The organism is Pseudomonas sp. NPDC087803 (genome assembly GCF_044742995.1).
GTDB lineage: Bacteria > Pseudomonadota > Gammaproteobacteria > Pseudomonadales > Pseudomonadaceae > Aquipseudomonas.
The window spans coordinates 1-26,772 of sequence record NZ_JBIUVO010000068.1 but is presented as its reverse complement, the minus strand read 5'-3'; the positions used below and the strand labels follow the sequence as shown (position 1 = coordinate 26,772).

Genomic DNA, 26,772 nt, shown 5'->3' with positions numbered 1-26,772 from the left:
CTCAGTTTGTATAGCATTTGGCTTTTAACAAATTGGTCTTATGTTCGAATCCCACACGACCCACCATTTTTGAAACCAGTTAGCGCTGGGATCGAATCTTAAGATCAGAGGCCAAAAGCGCTGATCGAAGAAGGCGATCTTTGAAAGGTCGCCTTTTTTTTACCGGGGTATAGCGCAGTCCGGTAGCGCGCCTGCTTTGGGAGCAGGATGTCAGGAGTTCGAATCCCCTTACCCCGACCATATTGAAAATCCTCGTATCGAAAGATACGGGGATTTTTTTTGCCCTCGCGAAAGACAATTCCCTTCAAGTCATCGTACAACTTGCCGATAGCCCGCTAACGAGAGGGGGCTGCCGCTGTTCGCCCCTTCACTCTGGCCAATACAAGAATAAGGGCGTTCCTCATGTTGCTTCGTCAGTTGAATATCGCACCACGTGCCGCACTGGGGTTTGCCCTGATCGCGGTACTGGTGGCGTTGCTTGGCGTATTTGCCTTGGGGCAGATGTCGAGCATCCGTGACAGTGAGGTCGCGGTGGAGAACCAGTGGTTGCCGAGCATTCGCGGCGGCGATGAGATTCGCGAGCTGATGCTGCGGATCCGCACGATTTCCCTGCGCATGGCGCTTGATCAGGATCCGAAGAACATCGCGACCTACCGTAGCCAGATGGACACCCGCGACAAGGAGTTGAGCGAGAAAATCGCCGCCTACGACAAACTGGTCACCACGCCGGAAGGCCAACAGCTCTATGACCAGTTCAAAAAGACCTTCGCCGCGTATCGCACCGGCATCGCGCAATCCTTCACCCTGGCCGATCAAGGCCAGCGTGACGCACTGACCAAACTGCTGCTGGTTGATATGAAAACCGTGGTCGACGGTTCCGGCAAGCAGCTCAATGACCTGGCGGATCTGTTCGCCAGGCAGGTTGCCGCAGAGAGCCAGAAATCCGCTGACCACTATCAGACCTCGCGCACCATCGTCAGTCTGTTCATCGCGCTGGCGGCGCTGGCCACGGTGGCGCTGGCGATGTTACTCACGCGCAGCATCGTCCGTCCGCTGAGCAGCGCCGTCAGCGCTGCCGAAAGTGTGGCCAGGGGCGACCTGACCCGACCAATCGAAACCCACGGTAACGATGAAGTCAGCCGATTGCTCAAGGCATTGGCGACCATGCAGCAGAACCTGCGGGAAACCCTGCAAGGCATCAGCGGTTCGGCCACGCAACTGGCCACCGCTGCTGATGAGCTCAATGCGGTGACGCTCGGCAGCACACAAGGTCTGCAGCAGCAGAACAACGAAATCGAACAGGCCGCCACGGCGGTCAATGAAATGACCACGGCCGTTGAAGAAGTCGCTCGCAACGCCGTATCGACGTCTGATGCCACCCGGCAATCCAGTGAGTCGGCGCAACTGGGACAGGCGCGGGTCAGTGACACCGCATCGGCCATCAAAGCGCTGGCCAGCGACGTGCAGCACACCGGCGAGTTGGTGCAATCGCTGGCCAACCAGTCACAGGACATCGGCAAAGTGCTGGATGTGATCCGTGCCATTGCCGAGCAGACCAATCTGCTTGCGCTCAACGCCGCCATCGAGGCGGCCCGCGCAGGGGAGAGCGGACGAGGTTTTGCGGTGGTTGCCGATGAAGTGCGGGCGCTGGCCTATCGCACCCAACAATCGACGCAGGAGATCGAGCAGATGGTGCAGGGCATGCGCAGTGGCTCAAGCCTGGCGCTGGATTCGATGCAGGCCAGCGCTGCCCGGGCCACGACCACGCTGGCGCTGGCCGAGCGTGCCGGGGAGGCGTTGGAAACCATCACCGCCTCAGTGCATGAAATTCACGAGCGTAATCTGGTGATCGCCAGTGCCGCCGAAGAGCAGGCGCAAGTCGCTCGGGAAGTGGATCGTAATCTGGTGAACATTCGCGACCTGTCAGTCCGTTCGGCAGCGGGTGCCGATCAGACCAGCGCCTCGAGCCACGAACTGTCGCAACTGGCCAACGCGCTGCAAGGCATGGTGCGGCGCTTCCAGCTCTGATGAGCAGAAATCGATTGTAGGCGTGAGCTGGATTTTTGAGCTGCGCAAAACAATGTGGGAGCGGGCTTGCTCGCGAAGAGGTCGTGTCATTCAACATTCATGTCGACTGATACACTGCTTTCGCGAGCAAGCCCGCTCCCACCGTTTTAAATCAATGCAGCTTCAAGCGTGGCTCGGTGCCGCGACCGATCTTGCTGCCCAGCATCAGCATCGCCGTGCGGAATGGCCCGTATAGCGCCATCTGGTGCATGCGGTACAGCGACACGTAGAACATCCGCGCCAGCCAGCCTTCGAGCATTACGCTGCCGGTCAGGTTGCCCATCAAGTTACCCACAGCGGAAAAGCGCGACAGCGAAATCAGCGAGCCGTAGTCGGTGTATTTGTACTCCGGCAGGGTTTTGCCCTCGATACGCAGCTTCAGCGATTTGGCCAGCAGTGACGCCTGTTGGTGCGCGGCTTGCGCACGTGGCGGCACGTTGCGATCCGAACCCGGTTGCGGGCACGCGGCGCAGTCACCGAAGGCGAAGATGTTTTCGTCGCGGGTGGTCTGCAGCGTCGGCAGCACTTGCAGCTGATTGATGCGGTTGGTTTCCAGGCCGTCGATGTCCTTGAGGAAACCCGGCGCGCGAATCCCGGCGGCCCAGACTTTCAGGCTGGCCTTGATCTCGTTGCCATCGGCGGTGATCAGGCTGTCGGCGGTCACTTCGCTGACCGAAGCATTGGTCATCACATTGACCCCGAGTTTCTCCAGGGTCTTGTGCACCGGGCCGCTGATGCGCTCTGGCAGGGCTGGCAGCACCCGTGGGCCGGCTTCAATCAGGGTGATGTGCATGTTTTCCGGTTTGATCCGGTCCAGGCCGTAAGCGGCCAGCTCATGCGCCGCGTTGTGCAGTTCTGCCGCCAGCTCGACGCCCGTGGCGCCGGCCCCGACGATCGCCACGCTGATCTGCTCGACCACGTCGGTCTGCCCGGCATGCGCGCGCAGGTAGTGGTTGAGCAGTTGCTGGTGGAAGCGTTCGGCCTGTTTGCGGGTGTCGAGGAACAGGCAATGCTGCGCTGCGCCCTGGGTACCGAAATCGTTGGTGGTGCTGCCGACGCTGATCACCAGCGAGTCGTAGGCCACTTCACGCGCCGGTACCAGCTCCACGCCGTTTTCGTCGTAGGTGGCGGCCAGCTGGATTTTCTTCTGCGCGCGATCGAGCCCGCTCATGCGCCCCAGCTGGAACTCGAAGTGGTTCCATTTCGCCTGGGCGACATAGTTGAGTTCGTCTTCGGAAGAGTTCAGCGATCCGGCGGCCACTTCGTGCAGCAGGGGTTTCCAGATGTGCGTCAGGTTCGCGTCGACCAGCATCACACTGGCCGTGCCGCGCTTGCCCAGAGTCTTACCCAGACGGGTAGCCAACTCCAGACCGCCGGCGCCGCCGCCGACAATAACAATACGATGAGACATAGGGATAACTCGCAAGGTTTTTAAAGGAAATCGGTGCGGTTACCCGAGCGAGCGCGAGGCAGCTCATAGCGTCAGGTAACTGATAAGTCGGCTCAGCAGGCCCAGACCAATGGTCACTGCCAGCACCAGCACCAGGAGCATCCACGGCCGGAAAGGCCGGCGCTCGACACGGTGTTGGGACAACTGCAGGTACTCTTCGACATGCTTCTGGTCTTCGGGGTTCAGGCGGCTGGTCATAAAGGCCTCGTCAGGTAGACGTTGCTGAGGGTGGGGAAGCTACAGCGGTTTTTATCCCGGGTTGAATGCAGCATAGCCACTGGCCGGAACCGGTTCGACAGAAACACCGTCGTCGAGGCGAATGATCCCGCTTTGTAACACCCGCGCGGTAATTCCGCCATGCCCGCGCACCGCTTGAAAGGTGCCGGGGCCGAGGTTGTTTTGCAGGCGCGCGCAGGGCTGACACCAGCCGGTGGTCTCGAATATTGCCTGGCCAATGCGAAAGCGCCGCCCCTTGAGACTAAACAGATTGATACCGCTGATGACCAGATTGCGCCGCAGGTCTGCAGGCGTCACGGGCTGATCTGCAGGCCGGCCCATCAACGCACTGATCACCGCCAGATGTTCGAACTGAATCAACGTCACTTGCCGCGCGTTGCGTACTCCCGGACGGGCGTGATCGCCGGTCAGTCCGGCCTCCAGCCGCGCTTCCACGGCGTCGAGTTCGATCATCGGCCCTCGGGATTGCGGGCGCACGCCGATCCAGCGCACGCGCCCGGTCTGCGGGACGTCGGCAATCAACTGCTGCAGCGGCGTCACAGGCTGATCCCGACGTCGAAGACGATGCTGCGCCCGAGGTTGCTGCGCAGAAAGTCCGGCGCGTCGGGATGGGCGAACAGCACCCGGGCGAAAGTCGGCCCGACCAGCGACAGCGAGCGCCAGCCCTGACGAAGATATTCGGTCGGCGGAGGAAAGTGGCTGTTGAGGTCCAGCACTTCACGCTTGAGGCTGGCGAAGGCAATGATGTCCAGTTCGCCCAGATCCATGCCGCGTTCCTTGTAGTTGTGCGCTTTTTTGCGCAAGGTCGGCGCCAGTCGCAGCAAGAACTCATTGGCCGGGATCCGCCGTGGCTTGGCTTCACGGCGCACCAGTTGGCTGAGGGAGAACGCACTGCGGCGGCGTTGCAGTTCGTCGCGCCATTCGTCGTTGAGGCGGCGGCCTTCATCGAGAACGAAGAACACTTCGAAATTGGCATCACGAAACAGCACGTCCGGCGGCTCGCCGGCGGGGGCGAACTCGTCGGCGCGGTAAGGGATGTTCAAGCCTTGCAGCAGGCGCTGGCAGACCCAACGCTCACGCTCCCATTTGCGGGCATTGGACAGGAACGCGTTGGCTTGCTCGGCCGCAATGGTCAGCAGGCGTAAGTAATCAGAGTCATCCATAGCCCAAGCTTAGCGTTCAAATGCGACAAGCTGAAAGCTTTGCATCGGCTGATGCTCACCATGCCGCGGTGTAGACTTGCACAACATGGATTGCGACATCCGGTAGGAGCTGCCGAAGGCTGCGATCTTTTGACTTCCAAAGAGAAAAATCAAAAGATCGCAGCCTGCGGCAGCTCCTTCAGGGGGGATAGGGTGAGGGAGACATGATCGGTGCAGAACTGCTGTCCTCGACGAGCCTGACGGTTGGCTGGCTGATTTATCTGCCCGTGCTGCTGTGGGCGATCGTGCGCGCGCCGTGGGTCGAGTTGTTTAGTGACAGCCGCCGTCAGCACCTGCTGTTCGGCACGGTGTTCGCCTTGTTTCTGCTGTGGATGGTGCGCAGGGATTTCGACACCGGGGTGTCTTATCACTTCATCGGCATGACCGCCGTGACGTTGTTGCTCGACTGGCCGCTGGCAATCATCGGCGGGCTGGTGGCGCAACTCGGGCTGGTGCTGCTCGGGCGTCAGGATCTGGCGGCGGTCGGGGTCAACGGTACGTTACTGATCCTGTTGCCGGTGTTGATCACCGAGTGCGTGGCGATCCTCGTCGAGCGTGCCCAGCCGCGTAATCCGTTTGTGTATATCTTCTGTTCCGGATTCTTTGCGGCGGCGTTGTCGGCGTTGCTGTGCCTGACGCTGAGCCTGGGCCTGCTCTGGCACGACGGCCTGTTTGCCATGCCGGAATGGCTGGAAGACTTCATCGGCTACCTGTGGCTGCTGATTTTCCCCGAAGCCTTTATCAACGGCATGGTGATCAGCGCGCTGGTGGTGTTCAGCCCGGAGTGGCTGGAAACCTTCAACCGCACCCGCTACCTTTCGGCGCCGTGGAAGGACGACGACCCCAAGTCTTGATCCACATCAAACCGGTCACCCACGCGGCATTTCATGCTCGGCCAAATCCCTTCAGGAGCAGCGGCATGAGTGTTTACGAGTGGGCGAGGCAGGAGACGCGGCAGAGTCTGGATATGGCGCTGGAGGTGGGCTTCGATCCGGGCCTGAGTTTGCGTGCCTTGCTCAGCGCGGTGGTGCAGCAGAGCAAGACGGTGCGCAACGCCGAAGACCTGGCCGACGAGTTGCGCTTTCTCGCGGAAAACCTCGACGACGATCAGGACTACGGCTTCATGCGGCCCTGACCGCGATCAGTGACGCGGGTCGAAATCGCCGGAGAACAGTTCGTCTTCGGCGTCCGGGGCCAGCGGAATCTTGTGCTCTTCGGACGCCCAGGCGCCGAGGTCGATCAGCTTGCAGCGATCGGAGCAGAACGGGCGGAATTTGTTCTCTGGGGTGAATTCCACGGGGGCGCCGCAGGTTGGGCATTCGACGGTGGTAGGGCTCATGACTGGCCTCCGGATAAAGTCAGGTAAAAGTGATGCAGGCGCTCGACTTCGCTGTGCAGCCAAGCGAGGTCGCGATCGTTGACCAGCACATCGTCGGCACGGCTCACGCGATCTTCGCGGCTCGACTGGGCCTTGAGGATCGCCTGGACCTGCTGTTCGCTGGTCTGGTCGCGCTGCAGGGTGCGTTCGATCTGCAGTTGTTGCGGGGCGTCGATCACCAGAATGCGTTGGGTCATCGCGTACTGCCCGGATTCGATCAGCAGCGGCGAGACCAGAATCGCGTAAGGCGATTTTGCCAGCGCCAGATGATCGGCGATTTCCTCGGCGATCAACGGATGCAACAGGGCTTCGAGCCAGCGGCGCTCCTGCGGCACTTCAAAGATCAATTTGCGCAGGGCCGCACGGTTCAGCGTGCCATCGGCTTGCAGGACGCCGGGGCCGAAGTGTTCGGCAATCTTCGCCAGCGCCGGGCGGCCCGGCTCGACCACCCAACGCGCCGCGTGGTCGGCGTCGACCACATGGATCCCGAGGTCGATGAAGTGCTGGGCTGCGGCGCTTTTACCGCTGCCGATGCCGCCGGTCAGGCCGAGAATCCAGGGTTTTTCCACAGGGGTATTCATTTCAAACCGACAAACTGCCAATAGAAGTCGGTTATTTGACCACCCCAGAGCAAGGCAATCCAGCCGGCAATTGCCAGATACGGGCCGAAGGGGATCGGCGTCGAGGTTTTCTGCTCACGCAGACGCAGCAGAATCACCCCGACAATCGCCCCCACCAGCGACGACAGCAGGATCGTCAGCGGCAGAATCTGCCAGCCGCCCCAGGCCCCGAGCAGCGCCAGCAGCTTGAAATCGCCGTGGCCGATGCCGTCCTTGCCGGTCAGCAGCTTGAACAGCCAGAACACCGACCACAGCGCCATGTACCCGGCCACCGCGCCCCACAGCGCTGCGTGCAGCGAGACGAACAGCCCGAAACTGTTGACGATCAGCCCCAGCCACAACAGTGGCAACACCAATACATCGGGCAGCAGTTGATGTTCGGTGTCGATCAGGCTCATCGCCAGCAAACCCCAGGTGAGGACGATCAACAGACCGGCCGGCCAGCCGAAGCCCAGATGCCAGGCGACGAATGCCGAGAGCAGGCCGCATGCCAGTTCGGTCAGGGGATAGCGTTTGCTGATGGGCGCGGCACACGCCGAACAGCGTCCGTGCAGCAACAGGTAGCTGAGCAACGGGATGTTCTCCCACGCACGAATCCGGTGGCCGCAATGCGGGCATTCGGAGTGCGGCAGCATCAGGTTGTAGGTTGGCAGTGGCGTTTCGCTCGGCAGGCCGAGGACGTCCTGCGCCTGCTGGCGCCAATCGCGCTCGAGCATTTTCGGCAGGCGCCAGACCAGCACGTTGAGAAAACTGCCGACCACCAGCCCCAGCAGCAGGGCAGTGAGTACGAAGGCCAGCGGATACAGACTGAAGAGTTCGTCGATAGGCATGTCAGATCGCTGAGCCGAGTTGGAAGATCGGCAGGTACATGGCCACGACCAGCCCGCCGACGATGACCCCGAGCACCACCATGACGAACGGCTCCATCAGGCTGGTGAGGTTGTCGACCATGTTATCCACTTCCTCCTCATAAAAACCGGCGACCTTGTCGAGCATGTCATCCAGTGCGCCCGACTCTTCACCGATAGCGGTCATCTGCACCGCCATGTTCGGGAAGACGCCGGTGCTGCGCATGGAAAAATTCAGCTGCATGCCGGTGGCGACGTCCTGGCGGATGCGCAGCACGGCGCGTTTGAACACCACATTGCCGGTAGCGCCGGCCACTGAATCCAGAGCCTCCACCAGCGGCACCCCAGCGGCGAAGGTGGTCGACAGGGTGCGGGCGAAGCGCGCTACCGCCGACTTGTACATCAGCGTCCCCACCAGCGGCAGTTTCAGCAGCCAGGTGTCTCTGCGGTCGCGCAGGGCCTGGGATTTCTTCAGCGCATGGCGCAGGCCGAACACCGCCGCAATCAGGGCGCCGAGCACCAGCCACCACCATTGCTGCAGGAACTCCGAGATGCTGATCACCATCAGGGTGAACGCCGGCAATTCGGCGCCGAAGCCGGAAAATACCGACTGAAACTGCGGCACCACTTTCACCAGCAAAATCCCGGTGACGACCATCGCCACCAGTACCACTGCACTGGGGTAGGTCAGGGCTTTCTTGATCTTGGCCTTGAGCGCTTCGCTTTTCTCCTTGTAGGTCGCAACCCGTTCGAGCAACGTATCGAGGGCGCCGGATTGCTCGCCGGCATCCACCAGGTTGCAATACAGCTCATCGAAATACTGCGGCTTTTTGCGCAGGGCCGCGGCGAAGCTGTTGCCGGCGGCAACTTCTTGCTTCACCTCGTCCACCAGTTTGCGCATCGCCGGATTGTCGAAGCCTTCGCCGATGATGTCGAACGACTGCAACAGCGGTACGCCGGCCTTCATCATGGTTGCCATCTGCCGCGTGAACAGGGCGATGTCCTGGGCCTTGATGCGTTTGCCGAGGCTGAGCAGGGAGGTGGATTTCTTGCGCACCTTGCCCGGGTTGATCCCTTGTTTGCGTAGCTGGGCCTTGATCAGCGCGGGGTTCTGCCCGCTCAACTCGCCCGTGACCTTGCTGCCTTTGCGATCCGTGCCTTCCCAGGCGTAGATGCTGATTTTCGCTGCCTTGACCGCCATGTTCAGTCCTTGGTGACCCGGTTGATTTCTTCCAGGCTGGTGATGCCTTGCATGGCCTTGTGCAGGCCCGAGGTGCGCAGGTCGTCGAAGCCGTCGCGACGCATCTGGCTGTCGATTTCCAGCGAATTGCCTTCGGCCATGATCAGCCGTTGCAGGTCCGGGGTGTTTTTCACCACTTCGTAAATCCCCACGCGTCCCTTGTAGCCGCCGTTGCACAGGTCGCAACCGACCGGCTCATAGATCGTGAAACTGCCGATCTGTTCCGGCGGGAAGCCTTCCTTGATCAGCGTTTCGCGGGGGATCTCGATCGGTTTCTTGCAGTGGCTGCACAGCTTGCGCGCCAGGCGCTGGGCGATGATCAGGCTGACCGAGGTGGCGATGTTGAACCCGGGAATGCCCATGTTGTGCAGGCGGGTCAGGGTTTCGGCGGCGCTGTTGGTGTGCAGCGTGGACAGCACCAGGTGACCGGTCTGCGCAGCCTTGATCGCGATCTCGGCGGTTTCCAGGTCGCGGATTTCGCCGACCATGATCACGTCCGGGTCCTGACGCAGAAACGAACGCAGGGCCTGGGCAAAATCCAGCCCCTGTTTCGGATTGACGTTGACCTGGTTGATGCCTTCCATGTTGATTTCCACCGGGTCTTCGGCGGTGGAAATATTGATGTCGACGGTGTTGAGGATATTCAGGCCGGTGTACAGCGACACGGTTTTCCCCGAGCCGGTAGGACCGGTGACCAGAATCATGCCCTGCGGCTGCTTGAGCGCCGCCATGTACAGCTCTTTCTGCGCCGGCTCGTAACCCAGTGCGTCGATGCCGATCTGCGCGCTGGACGGATCGAGAATCCGGATCACCACTTTTTCGCCCCACAGGGTCGGCAAGGTGTTGACCCGGAAGTCGATCGACTTGCTCTTCGACAGGCGCATCTTGATCCGCCCGTCCTGGGGTTTGCGGCGCTCCGAGATATCCAGGCTGGCCATGACTTTCAGGCGGGCGGCGATTCGCCCGGCCAACTGGATCGGCGGTTTGGCCACTTCGCGCAGAATTCCGTCGGTACGCACCCGCACCCGAAAGTTTTTTTCGTAGGGTTCGAAGTGCAGGTCGGAGGAGCCGCTTTTGATCGCGTCGAGCAGCATCTTGTGCACGAAACGCACGACCGGTGCGTCATCGGCGTCGAGTCCGCCGATGGCGTCCTGGCGGCTGTCGTCGACGGACTCGACATCCACGCCGTCGAGATCGACGTCGGCCATCTCTTCGAGGCCGCTGGCGTGGGTGTCGAAGAATTTCTCGATGGCCTCGGTGAGCTTGTCGTCCTCCACCAGAATCGCTTCGGTGCTCAACCCGGTGCTGAACTGAATGTCATTGATCGCTTGATGATTGCTCGGGTCGGAAATGCCCACGAACAGTTTGTTGCCACGGCGCCACAAGGGCAGGGCGTGGTGCTGGCGCACCAGTTTTTCGCTGACCAGGCCTTTGGGCTGGGTTTCCTTGTCGAGGCAATTGAGGTCCATGAAGGCCATGCCGAAATGCTCGGAAGCGATCTCGGCCACTTGTGAGCTCTTCACCAGTTTGTTCTGCACCAGGTAGCTGACCAGCGACAGGCGATTGCGCTGCGCCTGTTGCCAGGCCTGCTGGGCACTTTTTTCCGTAAGCAGTTCGGCCTGTACCAATTGCTTGGCCAGCCCGCTCAGAGCGATGTCATTCATGGGGATTCCGGATGCTGACAGTTCATGACTTATAGCCTAGTCAAGTGACAGCGCCAAACACGCCCGGTGCAGGTGACAAAAAGTGTCAGATAGTGCGGTTAGCGGTTGTAGGAAAGCGCGATACGGCGCCTTTATGCCCAGCGTGCGGGGTCTGTAAGCGGTTGGCATGAGCTATGCTGCGCTCTTTGCAGATCATGAGATTCCGACTCATGCATGGAGAGCCTGTCTATGAACAACCAAAAAGGTTTCACTCTGATCGAGCTGCTGATCGTGGTGGCGATCATCGGCATTCTGGCGACCATCGCCCTGCCGCAGTACACCAAGTATCAGGCACGTTCGAAAGTCACTGCCGGGCTGGCGGAAATCAGCGCGCTAAAAGTGCCTTTCGAGGACACCATTAATCAAGGTACGGACCCGACGCTGACGCTGGTGGCAGGTAGCGCGTCGTTTGCTACGACCAATTGCGGCACCGTCACCGCGTCCGGCACGGCGTCGACTGGCGCGGGGACCATCGTCTGCACCTTGGCCAACGCCCCGGCTCCAGTGCTGGGCAAAACCATCACGTTGACTCGTTCTTCGGGGACCGGCTCGGCGGCGGGTGTCTGGAGCTGCGCTTCGACGGTGAACGCCGACTACGCGCCTAAGGGTTGCCCAGGCAGCGGTGCCTGATTGACTCGACAAGCGTCACCGGATGCCCCGCGTTGCGGGGCATTTTTTTGTCTTTTGGCGCTGGAAAAAGCTTCAATAATTTCAGCGTGTTAAGAACTTTCGGAAAAGCCGCAACTTGCATGTCGATAATGCACGTGTCATGCAAATTGCATGATTTCGAAAATTTGCCTAATTCGTAACTTATTGATTTATAACGATTTATTGTCTTTCGAAAAGTTGGCACAGCCTTCGCAACATACCCAGTAACCCTGCTGACAAGACAACCAGCAGACTTTCCAGAAAAACAGGAGTTACTCGTATGAAGAAGTTCGCTATCACTGCCGCTGCTGCTACCGCGCTGACCCTGACCATGGCTTCCGGTGCTTTCGCACAATCCACCCAGGCTACTCAGGCTCCAATGACTCTGGCTGCTGGTGAAATGACCAAGGCTAAAGAAACTACTTCCGATACCTGGATCACTACCAAAGTGAAAAGCGACCTGGTAACCGAAAAAGGCATTCCAGGCACTGATATCAAAGTCGAAACCAACAAAGGTGTCGTATCGCTGTCGTCGACTGTAGCCATCACCGAGGCTCAGAAAACCACCGCTGTGAACATCACCAAGAAAATCAAAGGCGTCAAAGCGGTCTCCGCTGACGGCCTGAAAGCCGAGTAAGGCATGACTTCTCGCCTGGACCGGGAGAAGGCGCGACAGACGGGCCGAGCAATACGTCTGCCGCAACTTTAGAGTTCATGCGAACGGTCACACGGATGTGACCATTACGGGCCCCGGCACTTGTGTCGGGGCCTGTTCTATTTCAAAGCAAAAGATCGCAGCCTTCGGCAGCTCCTACAGTGGAATGCATTGTCCTGTAGGAGCTGCCGCAGGCTGCGATCTTTTGATCTTTCAGTTACCGCGTTTGCTGTTGATCTGCCGCAGGCGGTTGCCTTCAAAGCGCAGGTATTGATACATGCCGTTGCTCGGGCCGTAAGTCCATTCCTCCACCTGAAACTCTTCACGGCGATTGGCGCTGCGCTTGTAGCCGAGGGCATCGCGGCTGACCGGTTCGCCGCACTTCTGCAGCACTTCGCTGACGCGGTCGCCGAGACTGACCAGTTGGCTGCCACAGCGCAGCGTGTCGGAGGCCAGCGCAGGGCTGGCGGCGAACAGCAGCGTCAGTGCAACCAGCCACTTGTGGTTCATCATTCGGCGTCCAGGTGCATTTGCGTCACGACCCGGCCATCGCTTTCGGCCTGGCCGAGATTGGCGTCAATGAAGTACACCCGGTCATCCGCCAACTGACCTTTGTCGACCAGATAGTCCTTGATACTGCTGGCACGTTCCTGACCCAACTGCCGCAGCAGCACATCGCTGGAACTCCAGAACTTGATCACGCCGTCACGCATTTTCGCCGTGCGTTCTTCCTTGCCCAAATCCTTCCATTCGGCCGGTGGCTGGGTTTTCAGGCGGGTGCGGTAGATGCCTTCGAGCAGCGGCCCTTTCTCGCTGTCCGGTACTTGCAGCAGGGAAGCCTGAGCCGGGACCTTGTCGCCTCGGCGCTGGAGCATCTTGTAGTAGTTGTACTGGTATTCGCGCTCCAGACGCTGTTCGGCAATCAACGGACCGTCGCTGCTTTGCGCGGCGGTGCCTTCGATTTCCAGACGCAGGGCCGGACGTTCCTTGAGGGCCTTGGACAGTTTGTCCAGCGCCGACTCGGCGTCCTTGCTCAGGTCGCTCGAACCTGGAGCAAAGGACACGGTACCGAGGTCTTCGGAACCGCCGCCGCTGATCAGGCCGCCAATCAGCTTGAACGGCGCGGCTGCGGCTTTGACGATCAGGTTGCGCAGGGTCTGCCAGACAATCGGCATCACGCTGAACTGCGGGTTGTTGAGGTCGCCGGTCACCGGCAGTTCGATGGAAATCTTGCCATCGACGTCCTTGAGCAGGGCAATCGCCAGTTTCAGCGGCAGGCTCACGGCATCCGGGCTGTCGACTTTCTCACCGAGTTGCAACTGCTCGACCACCACTTTGTTCTCGGCCTTCAACTGGCCCTTGGTAATCAGGTAGTGCAGGTCGAGGTTGAGCCGGCCCTTGCGGATGCGGTAACCGGCGAACTTGCCGGAATACGGCGTCAGTGTGGTCAGCTCGACGCGTTTGAAACTGGTGGCGATGTCGAGGCTGGCCATCGGGTCGAACGGGTTGACCGCGCCTTTGATGGTCACCGGTGCATAACGGTCGACCTTGCCGTTGATGTCGACGCTGGCCGGTTTCGCCTGACGGCTGTCGATGGTGCCGATCTGGCCGTTGAGCTGCTGAACTGCTGTGGCGAAATTCGGCGTCAGGCTGAAGTCGGCGAAGTTGGCCGAGCCGTCGTTGATCGCAATCGCGCCGATGTGAATGCCCAGTGGCTTGTCTTTGCCGGCCGGTTTCGCCGCTGCGGACTTCGCACCACTGTCGGCAGGTTGCGGGATCAGCAGATCGTCGATGTTGGTGGTGCGGTCATCATTGATCATGAAGCGCACATACGGCTGGAACAGGTTGACCTTGTCGATCGACAGGCTGTCGCCGTGCTGGTAATTCAGGCCTTCGACCACCACTTGCTGCCACTTGAGGAAGTCGCGGGTTTTCAGGGTGTCGAGGGTGTGCAGTTGATCGATCTGCGCGCGCCCGGTCACGCTGAGCGCCAGAGGGGCGGTGCTTTTGAGGTTGACCTTGAGGTCACTGCCGAGCATGCCGCTGCGCAGTTCCAGGCGAATGAACGGATTGATGTAGGACTGCGCGACACGCAGGTCGATGTCCTGGGTTTTCACGTTGAGCTGAGCGGTGACCGGCGCGAGGTTGACCACCCCGTCGGCGTTGATCTTGCCTTGTTTGCCCAGACCGCTGTCGAGCCTGACCTTGAAGGGCGAACCGTTGAGGCTGTCGAAATCCTGCAGATCAATGTTCAGTGGCGTCACATCCAGCGCCACCGGCGGGTTGGCCGAACGGTCGGCGAGATGCACGGTGTAGTTGCGTAACTGCACGTCTTTGAGCAGCACCTGCCAGGGCTTGCTCGGCGCGGCCGGCTCTTTCGGCGAGTCGGCGGCGGCCGGAGCGGTCTTGGGTTCGGCGGCGGCCTTGGCGGCAGGTTTCGATGGCTGGCTGGCGAACAGTTTCTGCCAGTCGAGCTGGCCGTCGGCTTCGAGCGCGGCCCAGGTTTCCAGTTTGTTGCTGCGGATCTTGCCGACCACCACTTGCTGTTTGGCCAGGTCCAGCGAGGTTTCGCTGACATCGAGGCGTTCGAGTTTTGCCAGCGGACGGCCGTCCGGCGCCTTGATCGCGAACGGCGCAATGCTCACCGCGACGTTGTTCAGCTGTAGTTCGGTTTCTTTCGACAGATTCAGTTTGTACTCGGTGCTGAGATTCAGCACGCCGTCTTCGAGCACCAGTGGCACCGCGTCACGCACATAGGGCCAGAAGGATTTCATCTTGCCGTCGGTGACTTTCAAGGTGCCTTCGGAGGTGAACGGGATCAGGCTGAAGTTGCCTTTCCAGTCGATCTGGCCACCGGCCGGACCGGCAGCCACCAGGGTCATGTCGGCGTTGTCTTCGGGCAGGGTGCTGAGGTTTTTCAGTTCGAAGTCGAGTTTGTCGTAGAGGAACTCGATCGGCTCGCTTGGCCGGGCGTCCTGGAAATGTACATTGCCCCCGGCCAGCTGAATGCGGTCGATGCGCAGCGGGAACGGTTTGGCATTCGGGTCGGCCGGGGTCGGCTCGCTGGCGGGAATTTTGAACAGGCCCAGCAGATTGAGCTGGCCGTCCTTGGCGAAGAGCACTTCAGTCTTGGGCTTGTCCAGCTCGATATCGGCCAGATGCAGCGCCCTGGTCCACAGGCTGTCGAGTTGCAGGTTGGCATACAGCCGCTCGAAGCCGACCTGTTCCTTGCCCGGCTCACCAATGACCAGTCCCCACAGGGTGACTTCAAGGCTGAACGGATTGAGTTCGATGCGCTGGATATGTGCCGGCACGGTGGCGTAGTTGGCCAACTGCTGGTTGGCGATGCGCAGGGCAATGCCCGGCAAAATCAGAAACCCCAGCAGGCTGTAGAGGGCCAGAGCAGTCAACAAGGCGCCAATCGCGCGAATCAATCCTTTGGGCATGTGCGGCTTCATCTGTCTGAATCGGAGTGCCTTGGAGTATGGCACGCGATTCTGGTTCCGAAGTGCATCATGGGGTGCAGGATTGTTCAGATTTGTCTGAAAAAGCTGTAGGAACTGCCGCAGGCTGCGATCTTTTGATTTTTTAGAACAAGATCAAAAGATCGCAGCCTGCGGCAGCTCCTACAGGGAGTACGGCTACAGCTGCAGGATCAGGGTTTTCAGCGGTGGCTGTTGATCCAGCGACGGGAAGTCGGCTCCCGGGGTCATCACGCTCCATTCGCGCACCGGGCGCCCGGCCTTCTCGGCGCAGCGCAGGACCTGTTCGCGCCAGTCATCCATGCTGACTTTTGCCAGGTTGTTGCAGCAGATCAGCACGCCGTTGTCGGCGGTGGTCAGCAGCGCCGGTTTGAGCAGGCTCTGATAGTCGCGCAGCAAGTCGACGGTGCCGAACGCGCTCTTGGCCCAGGCCGGGGGATCGAGCAGCACCAGATCGTATTGGCGCTGGTCGAGGCGCTGATAGCTCGGCAGTTTCTGCCCGCGCCGCTGGCTGATCGGCAGCCCGGCGAGCTGACGGATCGCCGGGAAGTAATCGGACTGGATGAATTGCATCTCGGGCAACTGCGGATTGAGCTGGCCGTTTTCACGGCCGACGGCCAGATTGCCTTCGGCGAAATCCAGATTGCACACCTCACGCGCGCCACCGGCAGCGGCACTCAGGCCGACGCCGCAGGTGTAGGCAAAGAGGTTGAGCACGCTTTTGCCCTTGGCGTGATCCTTGACCCAGCCGCGGGTGTTGCGCAGGTCGAGGAACAGCAGCGGATCCTGCCCGGCATGCCGCCCGCGCACGCGATAGTTGAGGCCCCATTCGTGACCGACCAGATCCGCCAGGGCAGCCTCTTCGGCGCGGTAGACGCTGTCTTCGCGGTCGATCCGCGAGTTGCCGCGGGAGCGGTCGTTGTACACCAGCAGGGTTTCAAAACCCAGGGTCTGGTTGACCATGGCGTGCAGTTGCAGCAGGTCGTCACGCTCCAGGGTCTGGTGAAAACTCTGCACCAGCAGTTGCGGGCCGTAGCGGTCGACGGTCAGGCCACCGGCGCCTTCCTGGCTGCCGTGGAACAGGCGATAGCAATCGGTGCCCTGGCTGTGCAGCTCGGCGAGCAGATCCTGGCGTTGGTCGAGGGCGGCGCGCAGCGCCTGATTCAAGGAAGACATGCGTGCGCCTTGCTGGTGAGAATTGAGGCGCGGGAGTTTAGCAGTTACCGATGCCCTGAGACATTGTGCAGATCTGTGGCGAGGGAGCTTGCTCCCGCTCGAGTGCGAAGCGCTCGCAACATTTCGAGGGTCGCTGCGCAACCCAGCGGGAGCAAGCTCCCTCGCCACAGGTTCTGTGTATGGATCAGGTCAGCAGTCCCATTCGGCGTTTGGCCCGCTGCACCGAACCGTTGCGCATCGCCCAGCGCAGCATCGGCGCACTGCGCTTGACGCTGGCGCGGATCAACTGGCGTTGCAGCGGGTTCTGCCGTATGCCGAACATGGCGCTGGCCCAGTCCGGCAACAGGTCAATGCCGGCCTTCATCATCAGGTCGCCAAATGGCCGCGCGAGAACACTCGGGGCCGGCGCGTCGAGCAGCAAGCGCAGGACTTCGCGGCTACGCTCATCACAGAGCAATTGCGGGCGCATGCGTTGCAGATAGTCGGCCACGGCCTGCCGCGATTTCGGCACCTCCCGCGCACCCAGGCGCTCGGCGACCACAGCGATTTCCGCGTAATAACGATCCTGATCCGCCCCCGACAATTGCGGGTTGCGGTAACGCAAATGCGCCGCAAGAAAATGGCTGACCTCGGCCACATGCACCCAGGTCAGCAGGTCCGGATCGCTGGCTGCATACGGCCGGCCATCCGGCGCGGTACCGACCACTTGCAAGTGTATGGTGCGCACTTTGTCGATCAGCCATTCGGCATCCCGGCGTGAGCCGAACGTGGTGCCAGAGACAAACTGGCTGGTGCGGCGCAAACGACCGAGCATGTCCTGACGAAAATTCGAATGATCCCAGACCCCGGCCAGCGCCAGCGGATGCAGGGCTTGCAGCAACAAGGCGCTGATGCCGCCGATCAGCATGCTGCTGAAGTCGCCATGCACCTGCCAACTGACCGAATCCGGCCCGAACAGCCCGGGATCGCCCTTGGGATTTTCCAGATCGAGCTGACCGAGGGACAGCCCGGTCAGGCTCATGAGTTGGTTTTCGATACGGCTGCGGATGAATTCCATGACAACTCAGTCGGGGTGGACGGGCGCGGCCGGTTGACCGCGCCGGGGACGTTACTGATTAAGGCGCTTGTCGATCAGGCCCTGGACCACGCTCGGATCGGCCAGGGTCGAGGTGTCGCCGAGGCTGTCGAGTTCGTTGCAGGCGATCTTGCGCAGGATCCGGCGCATGATCTTGCCTGAGCGGGTTTTCGGCAAGGCCGGCGCCCACTGGATCAGGTCCGGTTTGGCGAAGCTGCCGATTTCCTTGCTGACGTGGGCGAGCAGTTCTTTCTTCAGCTCATCGCTCGGCTCGACACCGTTCATGGGGGTGACGAAGGCGTAGATGCCCTGGCCTTTGACGTCGTGCGGGTAACCGACCACGGCGGCCTCGGCGATGCTGTCGTGCAGCACCAGCGCGCTTTCCACTTCGGCGGTGCCGATGCGGTGGCCGGAGACGTTGATCACGTCGTCGATGCGCCCGGTGATCCAGTAATCGCCGTCTTCGTCGCGGCGAGCGCCGTCACCGGTGAAGTAGTAGCCGGGGTAGGGCTTGAAATAGGTGTCGACCATCCGTTGCGGGTCGCCGTAGACGCTGCGGATCTGCGCCGGCCAACTGGATTTGATCGCCAGCACGCCGCTGCCGGCACCGTTGATTTCCTTGCCGTGTTCGTCGAGCAGCACCGGCTGCACGCCGAACATCGGTTGCGTGGCGCACCCCGGTTTGATGCGTTGCGCACTCACCAGCGGGCTGAGCATGATCCCGCCGGTCTCGGTCTGCCACCAGGTATCGACAATCGGGCAGCGCTGCTCGCCGACCACGTTGAAATACCATTCCCACGCCTCCGGGTTGATCGGCTCACCGACACTTCCAAGCAATCTGAGGCTTGCACGCGAAGTTTCCTGCAACGGCCCGGCACCTTCGCGCATCAACGCGCGCAGGGCGGTCGGTGCGGTGTAGAAGATGTTGACCTGGTGTTTGTCGATCACCTGCCAGAAGCGCGAAGTGCTCGGATAACTTGGCACGCCTTCGAAGATCAGCGTGGTCGCACCGTTGGCCAACGGGCCGTAAACGATGTAGCTGTGGCCGGTGACCCAGCCGACGTCGGCGGTGCACCAGAACACTTCGCCGTCGCGATAATCGAGTACGTACTTGAAGGTCATCGCTGCTTGCAGCAGGTAGCCACCAGTGGTGTGCAACACGCCTTTGGGTTTGCCGGTGCTGCCGGAGGTGTAGAGGATGAACAGCGGATCCTCGGCGTCCATCGGTTCTGGCGGGCAATCGTCGCTGACGTCACGCACGGCCTGGTGATACCAGAGGTCGCGGCCCTCGACCCAATCGACCTCGCCTTGGCTGCGTTCGACTACCACGACGGTGCTGACGTCCGGGCAACTTTGCAGGGCCTTGTCGACGTTGTGCTTGAGCGGCACGAACTTGCCGCCGCGCACGCCTTCATCGGCGGTGATCACCGTGCGGCAGTCGGCATCGAGGATGCGGTCACGCAATGAGTCCGGGGAGAAGCCGCCGAACACCACCGAGTGAATCGCGCCGATTCGCGCGCAGGCGAGCATGGCGTAGGCCGCCTCGGGAATCATCGGCATGTAGATGCACACTCGATCGCCTTTTTTCACCCCACGGCTTTTCAGCACATTGGCCAGGCGGCAGACATGATGGTGGAGTTTCTTGTAGGTGATCTGCGCCGATTCGGCAGGGTCGTCGCCTTCCCAGAGGATCGCGGTCTGCTCGCCGCGCTGGGCGAGGTGGCGGTCGATGCAGTTGTAGCTGACGTTCAGTTGGCCGCCGGCAAACCAGGAGGCTTCACCGGTTTTCAGGTCGTAGCGCTGCACGGTCTGCCACGGTGTGCTCCAGTCGAGGAAGCGCGTGGCCTGTTCGGCCCAGAAAGCGTTGGGGTGTTCAATCGATTCGCAGTACAGGCGCTTGTATTCCTCCTGACTCAACTGCGCAGCCCGGCGGACGGCATCGGCTTTGGGGAACGTGCTGATATCGAACATGACGGTTCCTTATTCTTGTTGTAAGACAAGAGGGAAGCTACACGGACCCTGTAGGAGCTGCCGAAGGCTGCGATCTTTTGATCTTGATCTTCAAGGTCAAAAGATCGCAGCCTTCGGCAGCTCCTACAAAGGCCGCGTACGCCACCGATTCTGCGATTGCCCGGTGCCGTGGAACTGTCGATGTTGCAAGCTGTAGGGGCAGGCAAACCGCCCCTTCAGACTATCACCCGCGGTGACGACCGCGGAAGTAGTTGATCAGGCCCTGGGTGGAAGCATCGTCAGCGACGGTTTCATCGCTGCCGACCAGACGGTTGTAAACGCCTTTGCCCAATTCCTTGCCCAATTCCACGCCCCATTGGTCGAAGGCGTTGATGCCCCAGACCACGCTCTGCACGAACACTTTGTGCTCATACATGGCGACCAGCGCGCCAAGTCGACGCGGGCTGATGCGCTCGACCACGAGGGTGTTGCTCGGACGGTTGCCCGGGATCACCTTGTGCGGCGCGAGTTTGTGCACCTGTTCTTCGCTCATGCCTTTGTCGCGCAGTTCGGCCTCGGCTTCCGGCAGGGTCTTGCCGAGCATCAGCGCCTGGCTCTGCGACAGGCAGTTGGCGTACAGCCACTGATGGTGGTCGGCGACCGGGTTGAAGCTGACGATCGGCACGATGAAATCGGCCGGGATCAGTTGGGTACCCTGGTGCAGCAACTGGTGATAAGCGTGCTGACCGTTGCAGCCGACGCCGCCCCAGATCACCGGGCCGGTATCGGTCGACACCGAAGTGCCGTCCTGACGCACGCTCTTGCCGTTGGACTCCATGTCCAGCTGTTGCAAGTGCTTGGTGATGTTACGCAGGTAGTGGTCGTACGGCAGGATCGCGTGGCTTTGCGCGCCCCAGAAGTTGCCGTACCACACGCCGAGCAGGGCCAGCAGCACCGGCATGTTCTGTTCGAACGGTGCGCTCTGGAAATGCTGGTCCATGGTGTAGGCACCGGACAGCAGTTCCTTGAAGTTGGACATGCCGATGGCCAAGGCAATCGGCAAACCGATGGCCGACCACAACGAGTAACGACCACCGACCCAGTCCCACATCGGGAAGATGTTTTCTTCACGGATACCGAACGCGACTGCCGCAGCGTTGTTGCTCGATACCGCGATGAAGTGACGATACAGCTCGGCTTCCGAACCACCCTGAGCCAGATACCAGGCGCGTGCGGCCTGAGCGTTCTTCAGGGTTTCGAGGGTGTTGAAGGATTTCGACGAAACGATGAACAGCGTGGTTTCGGCGCGCAGCTTCTGCGTCAGTTCGTGGAACTCACTGCCGTCGATGTTCGCCAGGTAGTGGCAACGCACGCCTTTCTGCGCGTAGGACAACAGCGCTTCGGAGACCAGCTCCGGGCCGAGGAACGAGCCACCGATGCCGATGTTGACCACGTCAGTGATCGGCTTCTCGGTGTAACCTCGCCACAGGCCGTCGTGGATGCGGCCGACCAGGTCAGTGATCTGGTTCAGCACCTTGTGCACTTCCGGCATCACGTTGACGCCGTTGACCGACAGCTTGTCGCCGACCGGACGGCGCAGGGCGGTGTGCAGCGCCGGGCGGCCTTCGGAGGCGTTGACGATTTCGCCGTCGAACAGCGCTTTGATTGCGCCTTTCAGATCGACTTCATTGGCCAGACCCACCAGCAGATTGCGGGTCTCGGCGTTGATCAGGTTCTTCGAATAATCGAGAAACAGTCCGCAGCTGCTGAGAGTAAACTGATTGAAGCGCTGCGGATCGGCGTTGAAGGCTTCGCGCATGCTGAAATCCTGCATGGCTTGGCGGTGATCTTTCAACGCCTGCCAGGCAGGCAGAGCGGTAACGTCATGAGGAGTGCGGTAGTACGCCATCGCTGCGGTTTTCCTTTTTACTTGAACGGCCTTTTGAACACAGAACAGACCGATACGCCATGTTTGGGCGAGGGTCAAATGCGTCGACACGATTTTTCAACGCAGGGCGAATACAGTAAACCTCGCGCTGCGATCTGTCTTGACTTCTTCTGACCTGTTCCCTGTACTTTTTTAACATCAATACCGGGAACAAGCCGACCAACGGAAGGGGAGTGGCGCGTCGCAGCGGCTCAGGCCACCTGAACCGGAATGGCGTTGCTGGTGTGGCTGAGCTCATTGCCGGGGGCCATGTACAGCATGCGCGGCTTGAAATTCAGCAGTTCCGCTTCGCTGTAATGGGCGTAGGCGCAAATGATCACGCGGTCGCCGACCCTGGCTTTATGCGCTGCCGCGCCGTTCACCGAAATCATCCGCGAACCTTCTTCGCCACGAATCGCGTAGGTGGTGAAACGCTCGCCGTTGTCGACGTTATAGATCTGGATCTGCTCGTACTCACGGATGCCGGACAAGTCCAGCCACTCGCCATCAATGGCGCACGAGCCTTCGTAATCGAGTACCGCGTGAGTGACTTCGGCGCGGTGCAGCTTGGCCTTGAGCATGATGGCGTGCATGAGGGATTTCCCGGGTTGGAAGCAAACGGCGGGCAGTGTGCCCGAAGGCTTTTAAGGCGGCAATATGGTCTGTGTGGACACCAGAAAACACTGTGGGAGCGAGCCTGCTCGCGAAAGCGTCGGAACAGTCGACATCGTTGTCAGCTGACAGATCGCATTCGCGAGCAGGCTCGCTCCCACAGGGGATATTGCGGTGATGGTTAAGTCGGGGTATCGAGGTTCAGGTGCAGGTTGTCGATCAACCGCGTGGTGCCAAGGAACGCGGCCACCAGAATCACCAGATCGCGGTCTTCTGCCGTTGCCGGACGCAGGGTCAGGGCGTGGCGGATTTCCAGGTAATCCGGGCGTAGACCAGCGGCTTCCAGCTGTTGCACCTGCGTAGCGATCAGCGCCGGGTAGTCGCGCTCACCGTGCTTGATCGACTCGGCAATTGTGCTCAGGGTGCGATAGACCACCGGGGCCACCGCACGTTGATCTTCGCTGAGGAAACCGTTGCGCGACGACAGCGCCAGGCCATCGGCCGCACGCACGGTCGGTTCGCCGATGATCTGGATCGGCATGTTCAGGTCATGCACCAGCGCGCGGATTACCGCCAGTTGCTGGAAGTCTTTCTGACCGAAGATTGCCAGATCCGGCTGAACCATGTTGAACAGTTTGCTGACCACTGTCGCCACACCCTCGAAGTGCCCCGGACGGCTGGCACCGCACAGGCCTTCGGACAGTTGCGGCACGCTGACCCGGGTCTGCCCGGCCATGCCGTCGGGGTACATCTCCTCGACGGTCGGGGCGAACAGCAAATGACAGCCGGCTTGCAGCAGCTTTTCCTGATCCGCCGCCAGGGTGCGCGGGTACTTGTCGAGGTCTTCGCCGGCGCCGAACTGCAGCGGGTTGACGAAAATGCTCGCGACCACGAAATCCACGCGCTGAGTGGCTTTGGTTATCAGCGCGATATGGCCGCTGTGCAGGTTGCCCATGGTCGGCACGAAGCCGATGCGCTTGCCTTCACTGCGGGCGCGGGCCACGGCGGCGCGCAATTCGCGTACGGTTTTAACAGTGTTCATGCAGAGAATCCGTGTTCGATCCCAGGGAAAGTAACGCCTTTGACTTCGTTGACGTAGGCCTTCAGTGCGGACTGGATGCTGTCCTGACCCTGCATGAAGTTCTTGACGAATTTCGGCACCCGGCCGGTGATCGACAGGCCGAGCATGTCGTGCAGCACCAGTACCTGGCCGTCGGTATCGCTGCCGGCGCCGATGCCGATGACCGGAATCTTCACGGCCTGGCTGATTTCCGCAGCCAGTTCGCTCGGCACGCATTCGAGCAGCAGCATTGCGGCGCCAGCCTGTTCCAGCGAGATCGCGTCGGCACGCATCTGCCGCGCCTGGTTCTCGTTGCGACCCTGCACTTTATAGCCGCCAAGAATGTTCACCGCCTGTGGGGTCAGGCCCATGTGCGCGCAGACCGGCACACCGCGCTCGGCCAGCAGACGGATCGACTCCGCCAGCCACAGCGCACCTTCAACTTTGATCATGTGCGCGCCGGCCTGCATCAGCGTGGCGCTGTTGGTCAGGGTTTGCTCGATAGTGGCGTTGGCCATGAACGGCAGGTCGGCCAGGATCAGGGCGTCGGTGTTGCCGCGTTTGACGCACGCGGTGTGATAGGCCATTTCTGCGGTGGTCACCGGCAAGGTGCTGTCGTGCCCTTGCAGAACCATGCCGAGGGAGTCGCCCACCAGCAGCACTTCGACACCGGCCTCGTTGCAGGCGTGGGCGAAGGTCGCGTCATAGCAGGTCAGCATGGTGATTTTTTCACCTTTCTGCTTGAGGCTCTGGAGCGTGGTCAGGGTGATGGCTGGCATGTAAAAAATCCTCGTTCAGGCGCTCTGGAAACTACTGCGAGTAACGCGCGTGATTCTTCGTCTACTCAGGCGCACGCTCTTTTGTCGTGCTTATAAGGCCTGGATTGCGCCCGTATGTGCCGGGTTGGCGGCAGCGGGACGCCTATAGTCGTGAGGAGCCAAGCGGAAGTCAATTGCGTGTGTTACCGCATTGTTACGAGGGGAGTGTTACCGGCGTTACTGATGCGATTCAGCGGTGCGGCGGGGCTGATCGGCGGGGTTTTTGTCCGACAAAAAATCAGATTTGGAATACTCAATGTGGGAGCGGGCTTGCTCGCGAAAGCGGTGTGTCAGTTGACTGATTCAGTGACTGACACGACGCTTTCGCGAGCAAGCCCGCTCCCACAGGGGGGAATATTTTCAGGCGTGGGTGAGGCGTTCGAGGCCGACGAATGGGCAGGCGGCGAGCAGATCGGCGAGGGCACGGCCATCGGCCAGGCGCAGATCTGCGGGGGCCAGTTCGGCCAGGGGATATAGAACGAACGCGCGTTCCTGAATCTGATAGTGCGGGACTTTCAGCCGTGGCTCGTCGATCAGACGATCGCCGAACAACAGGATGTCCAGATCCAGCGTGCGCGGGCCCCAGCGTTCCAGTCGCTCGCGGCCCTGATCATTCTCGATGGCTTGCAGCGCATCGAGCAGGTCCAGCGGCGCGAGGTCACTGTCGAGGGCGGCGACCGCGTTGGTGTAACGCGGTTGTCCTGGCAGCAGTGAATCGCTCTGATAGAACGCCGAGACGCCGGCGAGGGCGGTCTGCGGCAATTGCCCCAGCGCGTTGAGCGCGCTGCGCAATTGTTCGGCCGGGTCAGCGAGGTTGCTGCCCAGGCCGATATAGATGCGTTCCATGCCTTATTCGCCCGATGCGCTCGGTGCCCCGGCGCGCTTGCGCTTGGAACCGCTGCTGCGACGACGCTTGCGCGGCGCGCCGCTGGCGTCATCACCCTTGCCGCTGAGGTCACGGATCATGTCGCGACGTTCACTGTCGTTGGCGTCCTGATAATCCGTCCACCATTCGCCCAGACCGTCAGTCTGCTCGCCAGCGCTTTCACGCAGCAGCAGGAAGTCGTAACCGGCGCGGAAGCGTGGATTGTCCAGCAGCAGGTCGGCGCGTTTGCCGCTGCGGCGTGGCAGGCGCTCCTGCATGTCCCAGATCTCGCGGATTGGCATGGTGAAGCGCTTTGGAATGGCGATGCGCTGGCACTGTTCGGCAATCAACTCGTGCGCACCTTCCTGCATCGCCGGAATCGGCGGCATGCCACGTTCCTGCAGACGCAACACGCGGGCCGGCAGGGCAGGCCACAGCAGCGCGGCAAACAGGAACGCCGGGGTCACCGGTTTGTTCTGCTTGATGCGCAGGTCGGTGTTGGTCAGCGCTTCGCTGATCAGCGTGTGAGTGTATTCCGGGTTGTGCTCGAGTGCGTCGGCACTGGCCGGGAACAGCGGGGCGAACAGTTGCAGATCGACCAGCATCTCGAAGGTGATCGCGCCGTGGCCGGAGAGGAACAGCTTGAGCACTTCCTCGAACAGACGAGCGGACGGAATCTCGCGCAGCATCGGCGCCAGCTCGCGGATCGGCTGCACGGTGTGCTTCTCGATACCGAAATTGAGCTTGGCGGCGAAACGCACGGCCCGCAGCATGCGCACCGGGTCTTCCTGGTAGCGCTGCTTCGGATCGCCGATCAGCCGGATCAAGTGATTGCGGATGTCGTGTACGCCGTTGGCGTAATCGAGAATGCGCTCGCTGACCGGGTCGTAATACAGGGCGTTGATGGTGAAGTCGCGGCGTTGCGCGTCCTCTTCCAGGGTGCCGTAGACGTTGTCGCGCAGAATCCGCCCGCTCTCGTTGCGCGAAGACTGGTTGCTGTCTTCGTCGTCTTCATTGACCGGGTGATTGGCGCGGAAGGTCGCGACTTCAATGATTTCGCGACCGAAATGGATATGCACCAGTTTGAAGCGGCGGCCGATGATCCGCGCATTGCGGAATTCGGCACGGACTTGCTCGGGGGTGGCACTGGTGGCGACGTCGAAATCCTTGGGCGTGATGCCCAACAGCATGTCACGCACGCAGCCACCGACCAGATAGGCCTGGTAGCCGGCGCCCTGCAAGCGTTCGACGATATTCACCGCATAGCGGCTGAATTGCCCCTTTTGCAGCGAATGTTGGCCGCTGTTGAGCACTTCAGGGGTGCTGCGGATGTGTTGCGTACGACGCACGGGTGTTCGGAATGACTGGAACAACTTCTTCAGCATGGGATGCACTGTTTGAAGGAATGTTCGGCCATACCAAAGAATGACCGCATGATGGGCGCAGATTCTAGCATTTAGTCGGGGGATGGTGTAGGACACGGCAGATTTGAGCTGTAAGCCGCAAGCTGCAAGGGGCGGGCAAGGGTTAACAGAGGGATTTTGCCGGAAGACAGAAACTACAAGGGGAGCCGAAGCTCCCCCAGAAGTAGTTGCGTGCTCTTTTTATTATTGATTCGGGCTTCTTGTTTTTGTTGAGTGCCCTCGCCATGAAGCTTTTCCTTCATGACACTCCCAATCGGGAGCCAAGAGCAAACGGATTTCTTTGGACTCTGAGTTGCAGTGATCTTGCGATCAAACCAGTACAGGCTCTCTCTTAT

General features: G+C 60.7%; 26 protein-coding genes, 1 tRNA gene and 1 pseudogene. 7 read left to right on the top strand and 21 right to left on the bottom strand.

Annotated elements, in window-relative coordinates:
* Window positions 1–163: 163 nt before the first annotated feature.
* The 3 genes and pseudogenes from ACIOUG_RS23240 (at window position 164) to ACIOUG_RS23230 (ending at window position 2,028) form a co-directional block, all read left to right on the top strand.
* A tRNA-Pro gene (locus ACIOUG_RS23240) sits at window positions 164–240 on the top strand.
* A 162-nt stretch (window positions 241–402) separates the two neighbouring features.
* Window positions 403–1,173, top strand: a pseudogene (locus tag ACIOUG_RS23235) (MCP four helix bundle domain-containing protein); the annotation flags it as partial.
* Window positions 1,165–2,028 carry a methyl-accepting chemotaxis protein gene (locus ACIOUG_RS23230; protein WP_401068958.1) on the top strand — a complete coding sequence of 288 codons (864 nt, stop codon included), beginning with the start codon at window positions 1,165–1,167 and terminating at the stop codon, window positions 2,026–2,028. The pseudogene ACIOUG_RS23235 and the gene ACIOUG_RS23230, both read left to right, overlap by 9 nt.
* A 151-nt stretch (window positions 2,029–2,179) precedes the next feature.
* Here ACIOUG_RS23230 and ACIOUG_RS23225 read toward each other — a convergent pair whose 3' ends face one another.
* The 4 genes from ACIOUG_RS23225 to ACIOUG_RS23210 form a co-directional block, all read right to left on the bottom strand.
* A complete protein-coding gene (locus ACIOUG_RS23225; RefSeq protein WP_258676056.1) occupies window positions 2,180–3,478 on the bottom strand; it encodes an NAD(P)/FAD-dependent oxidoreductase in 1,299 nt (432 codons plus the stop codon).
* 63 nt (window positions 3,479–3,541) lie between these two features.
* Window positions 3,542–3,715, bottom strand: coding sequence for a DUF3094 family protein (locus tag ACIOUG_RS23220; protein WP_003228304.1), 174 nt, complete (start codon window positions 3,713–3,715; stop codon window positions 3,542–3,544).
* 51 nt (window positions 3,716–3,766) lie between these two features.
* Entirely contained in the window at window positions 3,767–4,294 is a 528-nt protein-coding gene (locus ACIOUG_RS23215; protein ID WP_401068957.1) for an MOSC domain-containing protein, read from the bottom strand.
* Window positions 4,291–4,917 (bottom strand): DUF1780 domain-containing protein, encoded by a 627-nt coding sequence (locus ACIOUG_RS23210; protein ID WP_003228301.1) that lies wholly within the window; start codon window positions 4,915–4,917, stop codon window positions 4,291–4,293. The genes ACIOUG_RS23215 and ACIOUG_RS23210 overlap by 4 nt, the downstream gene beginning before the upstream one ends.
* Window positions 4,918–5,120: 203 nt before the next feature.
* Between ACIOUG_RS23210 and ACIOUG_RS23205 the strand changes: the two genes are divergently transcribed.
* Window positions 5,121–5,810, top strand: coding sequence for an energy-coupling factor ABC transporter permease (locus tag ACIOUG_RS23205; protein WP_401068956.1), 690 nt, complete (start codon window positions 5,121–5,123; stop codon window positions 5,808–5,810).
* A gap of 65 nt (window positions 5,811–5,875) precedes the next feature.
* Entirely contained in the window at window positions 5,876–6,091 is a 216-nt protein-coding gene (locus tag ACIOUG_RS23200) for a hypothetical protein (RefSeq protein WP_003228298.1), read from the top strand.
* Window positions 6,092–6,097: 6 nt separating this feature from the next.
* Here ACIOUG_RS23200 and yacG read toward each other — a convergent pair whose 3' ends face one another.
* From yacG to pilB, 5 genes are read right to left on the bottom strand one after another with little or no spacing between them, the layout of a single operon-like run.
* A complete protein-coding gene (gene yacG, locus ACIOUG_RS23195) occupies window positions 6,098–6,295 on the bottom strand; it encodes a DNA gyrase inhibitor YacG (RefSeq protein WP_401068954.1) in 198 nt (65 codons plus the stop codon).
* Window positions 6,292–6,915: a dephospho-CoA kinase gene (gene coaE / locus ACIOUG_RS23190; RefSeq protein ID WP_401068952.1), complete on the bottom strand. Its 624-nt coding sequence runs from the start codon at window positions 6,913–6,915 to the stop codon at window positions 6,292–6,294. The genes yacG and coaE overlap by 4 nt, the downstream gene beginning before the upstream one ends.
* Window positions 6,912–7,784, bottom strand: coding sequence for a prepilin peptidase (locus ACIOUG_RS23185; RefSeq protein ID WP_401068950.1), 873 nt, complete (start codon window positions 7,782–7,784; stop codon window positions 6,912–6,914). Before ACIOUG_RS23185 ends, coaE begins: the two co-directional genes overlap by 4 nt.
* A gap of 1 nt (window position 7,785) precedes the next feature.
* On the bottom strand, window positions 7,786–9,003 hold the full coding sequence (locus ACIOUG_RS23180) for a type II secretion system F family protein (protein ID WP_401068948.1): 1,218 nt from the start codon (window positions 9,001–9,003) through the stop codon (window positions 7,786–7,788).
* Window positions 9,004–9,005: 2 nt separating this feature from the next.
* Window positions 9,006–10,706, bottom strand: coding sequence for a type IV-A pilus assembly ATPase PilB (gene pilB, locus ACIOUG_RS23175; protein WP_401068946.1), 1,701 nt, complete (start codon window positions 10,704–10,706; stop codon window positions 9,006–9,008).
* A 228-nt stretch (window positions 10,707–10,934) separates the two neighbouring features.
* Between pilB and ACIOUG_RS23170 the strand changes: the two genes are divergently transcribed.
* Together ACIOUG_RS23170 and ACIOUG_RS23165 are read left to right on the top strand one after the other, a co-directional pair.
* Window positions 10,935–11,375 (top strand): pilin, encoded by a 441-nt coding sequence (locus tag ACIOUG_RS23170; protein ID WP_401068945.1) that lies wholly within the window; start codon window positions 10,935–10,937, stop codon window positions 11,373–11,375.
* 298 nt (window positions 11,376–11,673) lie between these two features.
* Entirely contained in the window at window positions 11,674–12,030 is a 357-nt protein-coding gene (locus ACIOUG_RS23165; protein WP_016986244.1) for a BON domain-containing protein, read from the top strand.
* Between the two features lie 231 nt (window positions 12,031–12,261).
* Here ACIOUG_RS23165 and ACIOUG_RS23160 read toward each other — a convergent pair whose 3' ends face one another.
* The 12 genes from ACIOUG_RS23160 to ACIOUG_RS23105 form a co-directional block, all read right to left on the bottom strand.
* Window positions 12,262–12,558: a DUF2845 domain-containing protein gene (locus ACIOUG_RS23160; RefSeq protein ID WP_401068942.1), complete on the bottom strand. Its 297-nt coding sequence runs from the start codon at window positions 12,556–12,558 to the stop codon at window positions 12,262–12,264.
* Window positions 12,558–15,506, bottom strand: a complete 2,949-nt coding sequence (locus tag ACIOUG_RS23155) for a DUF748 domain-containing protein (protein ID WP_401068940.1) — start codon at window positions 15,504–15,506, stop codon at window positions 12,558–12,560. The genes ACIOUG_RS23160 and ACIOUG_RS23155 overlap by 1 nt, the downstream gene beginning before the upstream one ends.
* A 183-nt stretch (window positions 15,507–15,689) precedes the next feature.
* Window positions 15,690–16,706 carry a class I SAM-dependent rRNA methyltransferase gene (locus tag ACIOUG_RS23150; protein WP_401068938.1) on the bottom strand — a complete coding sequence of 339 codons (1,017 nt, stop codon included), beginning with the start codon at window positions 16,704–16,706 and terminating at the stop codon, window positions 15,690–15,692.
* Window positions 16,707–16,890: 184 nt separating this feature from the next.
* Entirely contained in the window at window positions 16,891–17,763 is an 873-nt protein-coding gene (locus ACIOUG_RS23145) for an oxygenase MpaB family protein (RefSeq protein WP_401068937.1), read from the bottom strand.
* A 51-nt stretch (window positions 17,764–17,814) separates the two neighbouring features.
* Complete coding sequence (gene acs, locus ACIOUG_RS23140; RefSeq protein ID WP_401068935.1) at window positions 17,815–19,752, bottom strand: acetate--CoA ligase; 1,938 nt, start codon at window positions 19,750–19,752, stop codon at window positions 17,815–17,817.
* A gap of 223 nt (window positions 19,753–19,975) precedes the next feature.
* The gene (gene pgi, locus ACIOUG_RS23135) at window positions 19,976–21,640 is read right to left on the bottom strand and encodes a glucose-6-phosphate isomerase (protein WP_401068933.1); all 1,665 of its coding nucleotides are present in this window, start codon (window positions 21,638–21,640) and stop codon (window positions 19,976–19,978) included.
* 230 nt (window positions 21,641–21,870) lie between these two features.
* The gene (gene panD / locus ACIOUG_RS23130) at window positions 21,871–22,251 is read right to left on the bottom strand and encodes an aspartate 1-decarboxylase (RefSeq protein ID WP_401068931.1); all 381 of its coding nucleotides are present in this window, start codon (window positions 22,249–22,251) and stop codon (window positions 21,871–21,873) included.
* Window positions 22,252–22,451: 200 nt separating this feature from the next.
* Window positions 22,452–23,312, bottom strand: coding sequence for a pantoate--beta-alanine ligase (gene panC / locus ACIOUG_RS23125; protein ID WP_401068929.1), 861 nt, complete (start codon window positions 23,310–23,312; stop codon window positions 22,452–22,454).
* The gene (gene panB / locus ACIOUG_RS23120) at window positions 23,309–24,109 is read right to left on the bottom strand and encodes a 3-methyl-2-oxobutanoate hydroxymethyltransferase (RefSeq protein WP_401068927.1); all 801 of its coding nucleotides are present in this window, start codon (window positions 24,107–24,109) and stop codon (window positions 23,309–23,311) included. The genes panC and panB overlap by 4 nt, the downstream gene beginning before the upstream one ends.
* 399 nt (window positions 24,110–24,508) lie before the next feature.
* A complete protein-coding gene (gene folK, locus ACIOUG_RS23115) occupies window positions 24,509–24,994 on the bottom strand; it encodes a 2-amino-4-hydroxy-6-hydroxymethyldihydropteridine diphosphokinase (RefSeq protein WP_401068925.1) in 486 nt (161 codons plus the stop codon).
* 3 nt (window positions 24,995–24,997) lie between these two features.
* Window positions 24,998–26,398 carry a polynucleotide adenylyltransferase PcnB gene (locus ACIOUG_RS23110; RefSeq protein WP_047600294.1) on the bottom strand — a complete coding sequence of 467 codons (1,401 nt, stop codon included), beginning with the start codon at window positions 26,396–26,398 and terminating at the stop codon, window positions 24,998–25,000.
* Window positions 26,399–26,571: 173 nt separating this feature from the next.
* On the bottom strand, window positions 26,572–26,772 hold a 201-nt coding region (locus ACIOUG_RS23105), incomplete at its 5' end, for a hypothetical protein (protein ID WP_401068922.1).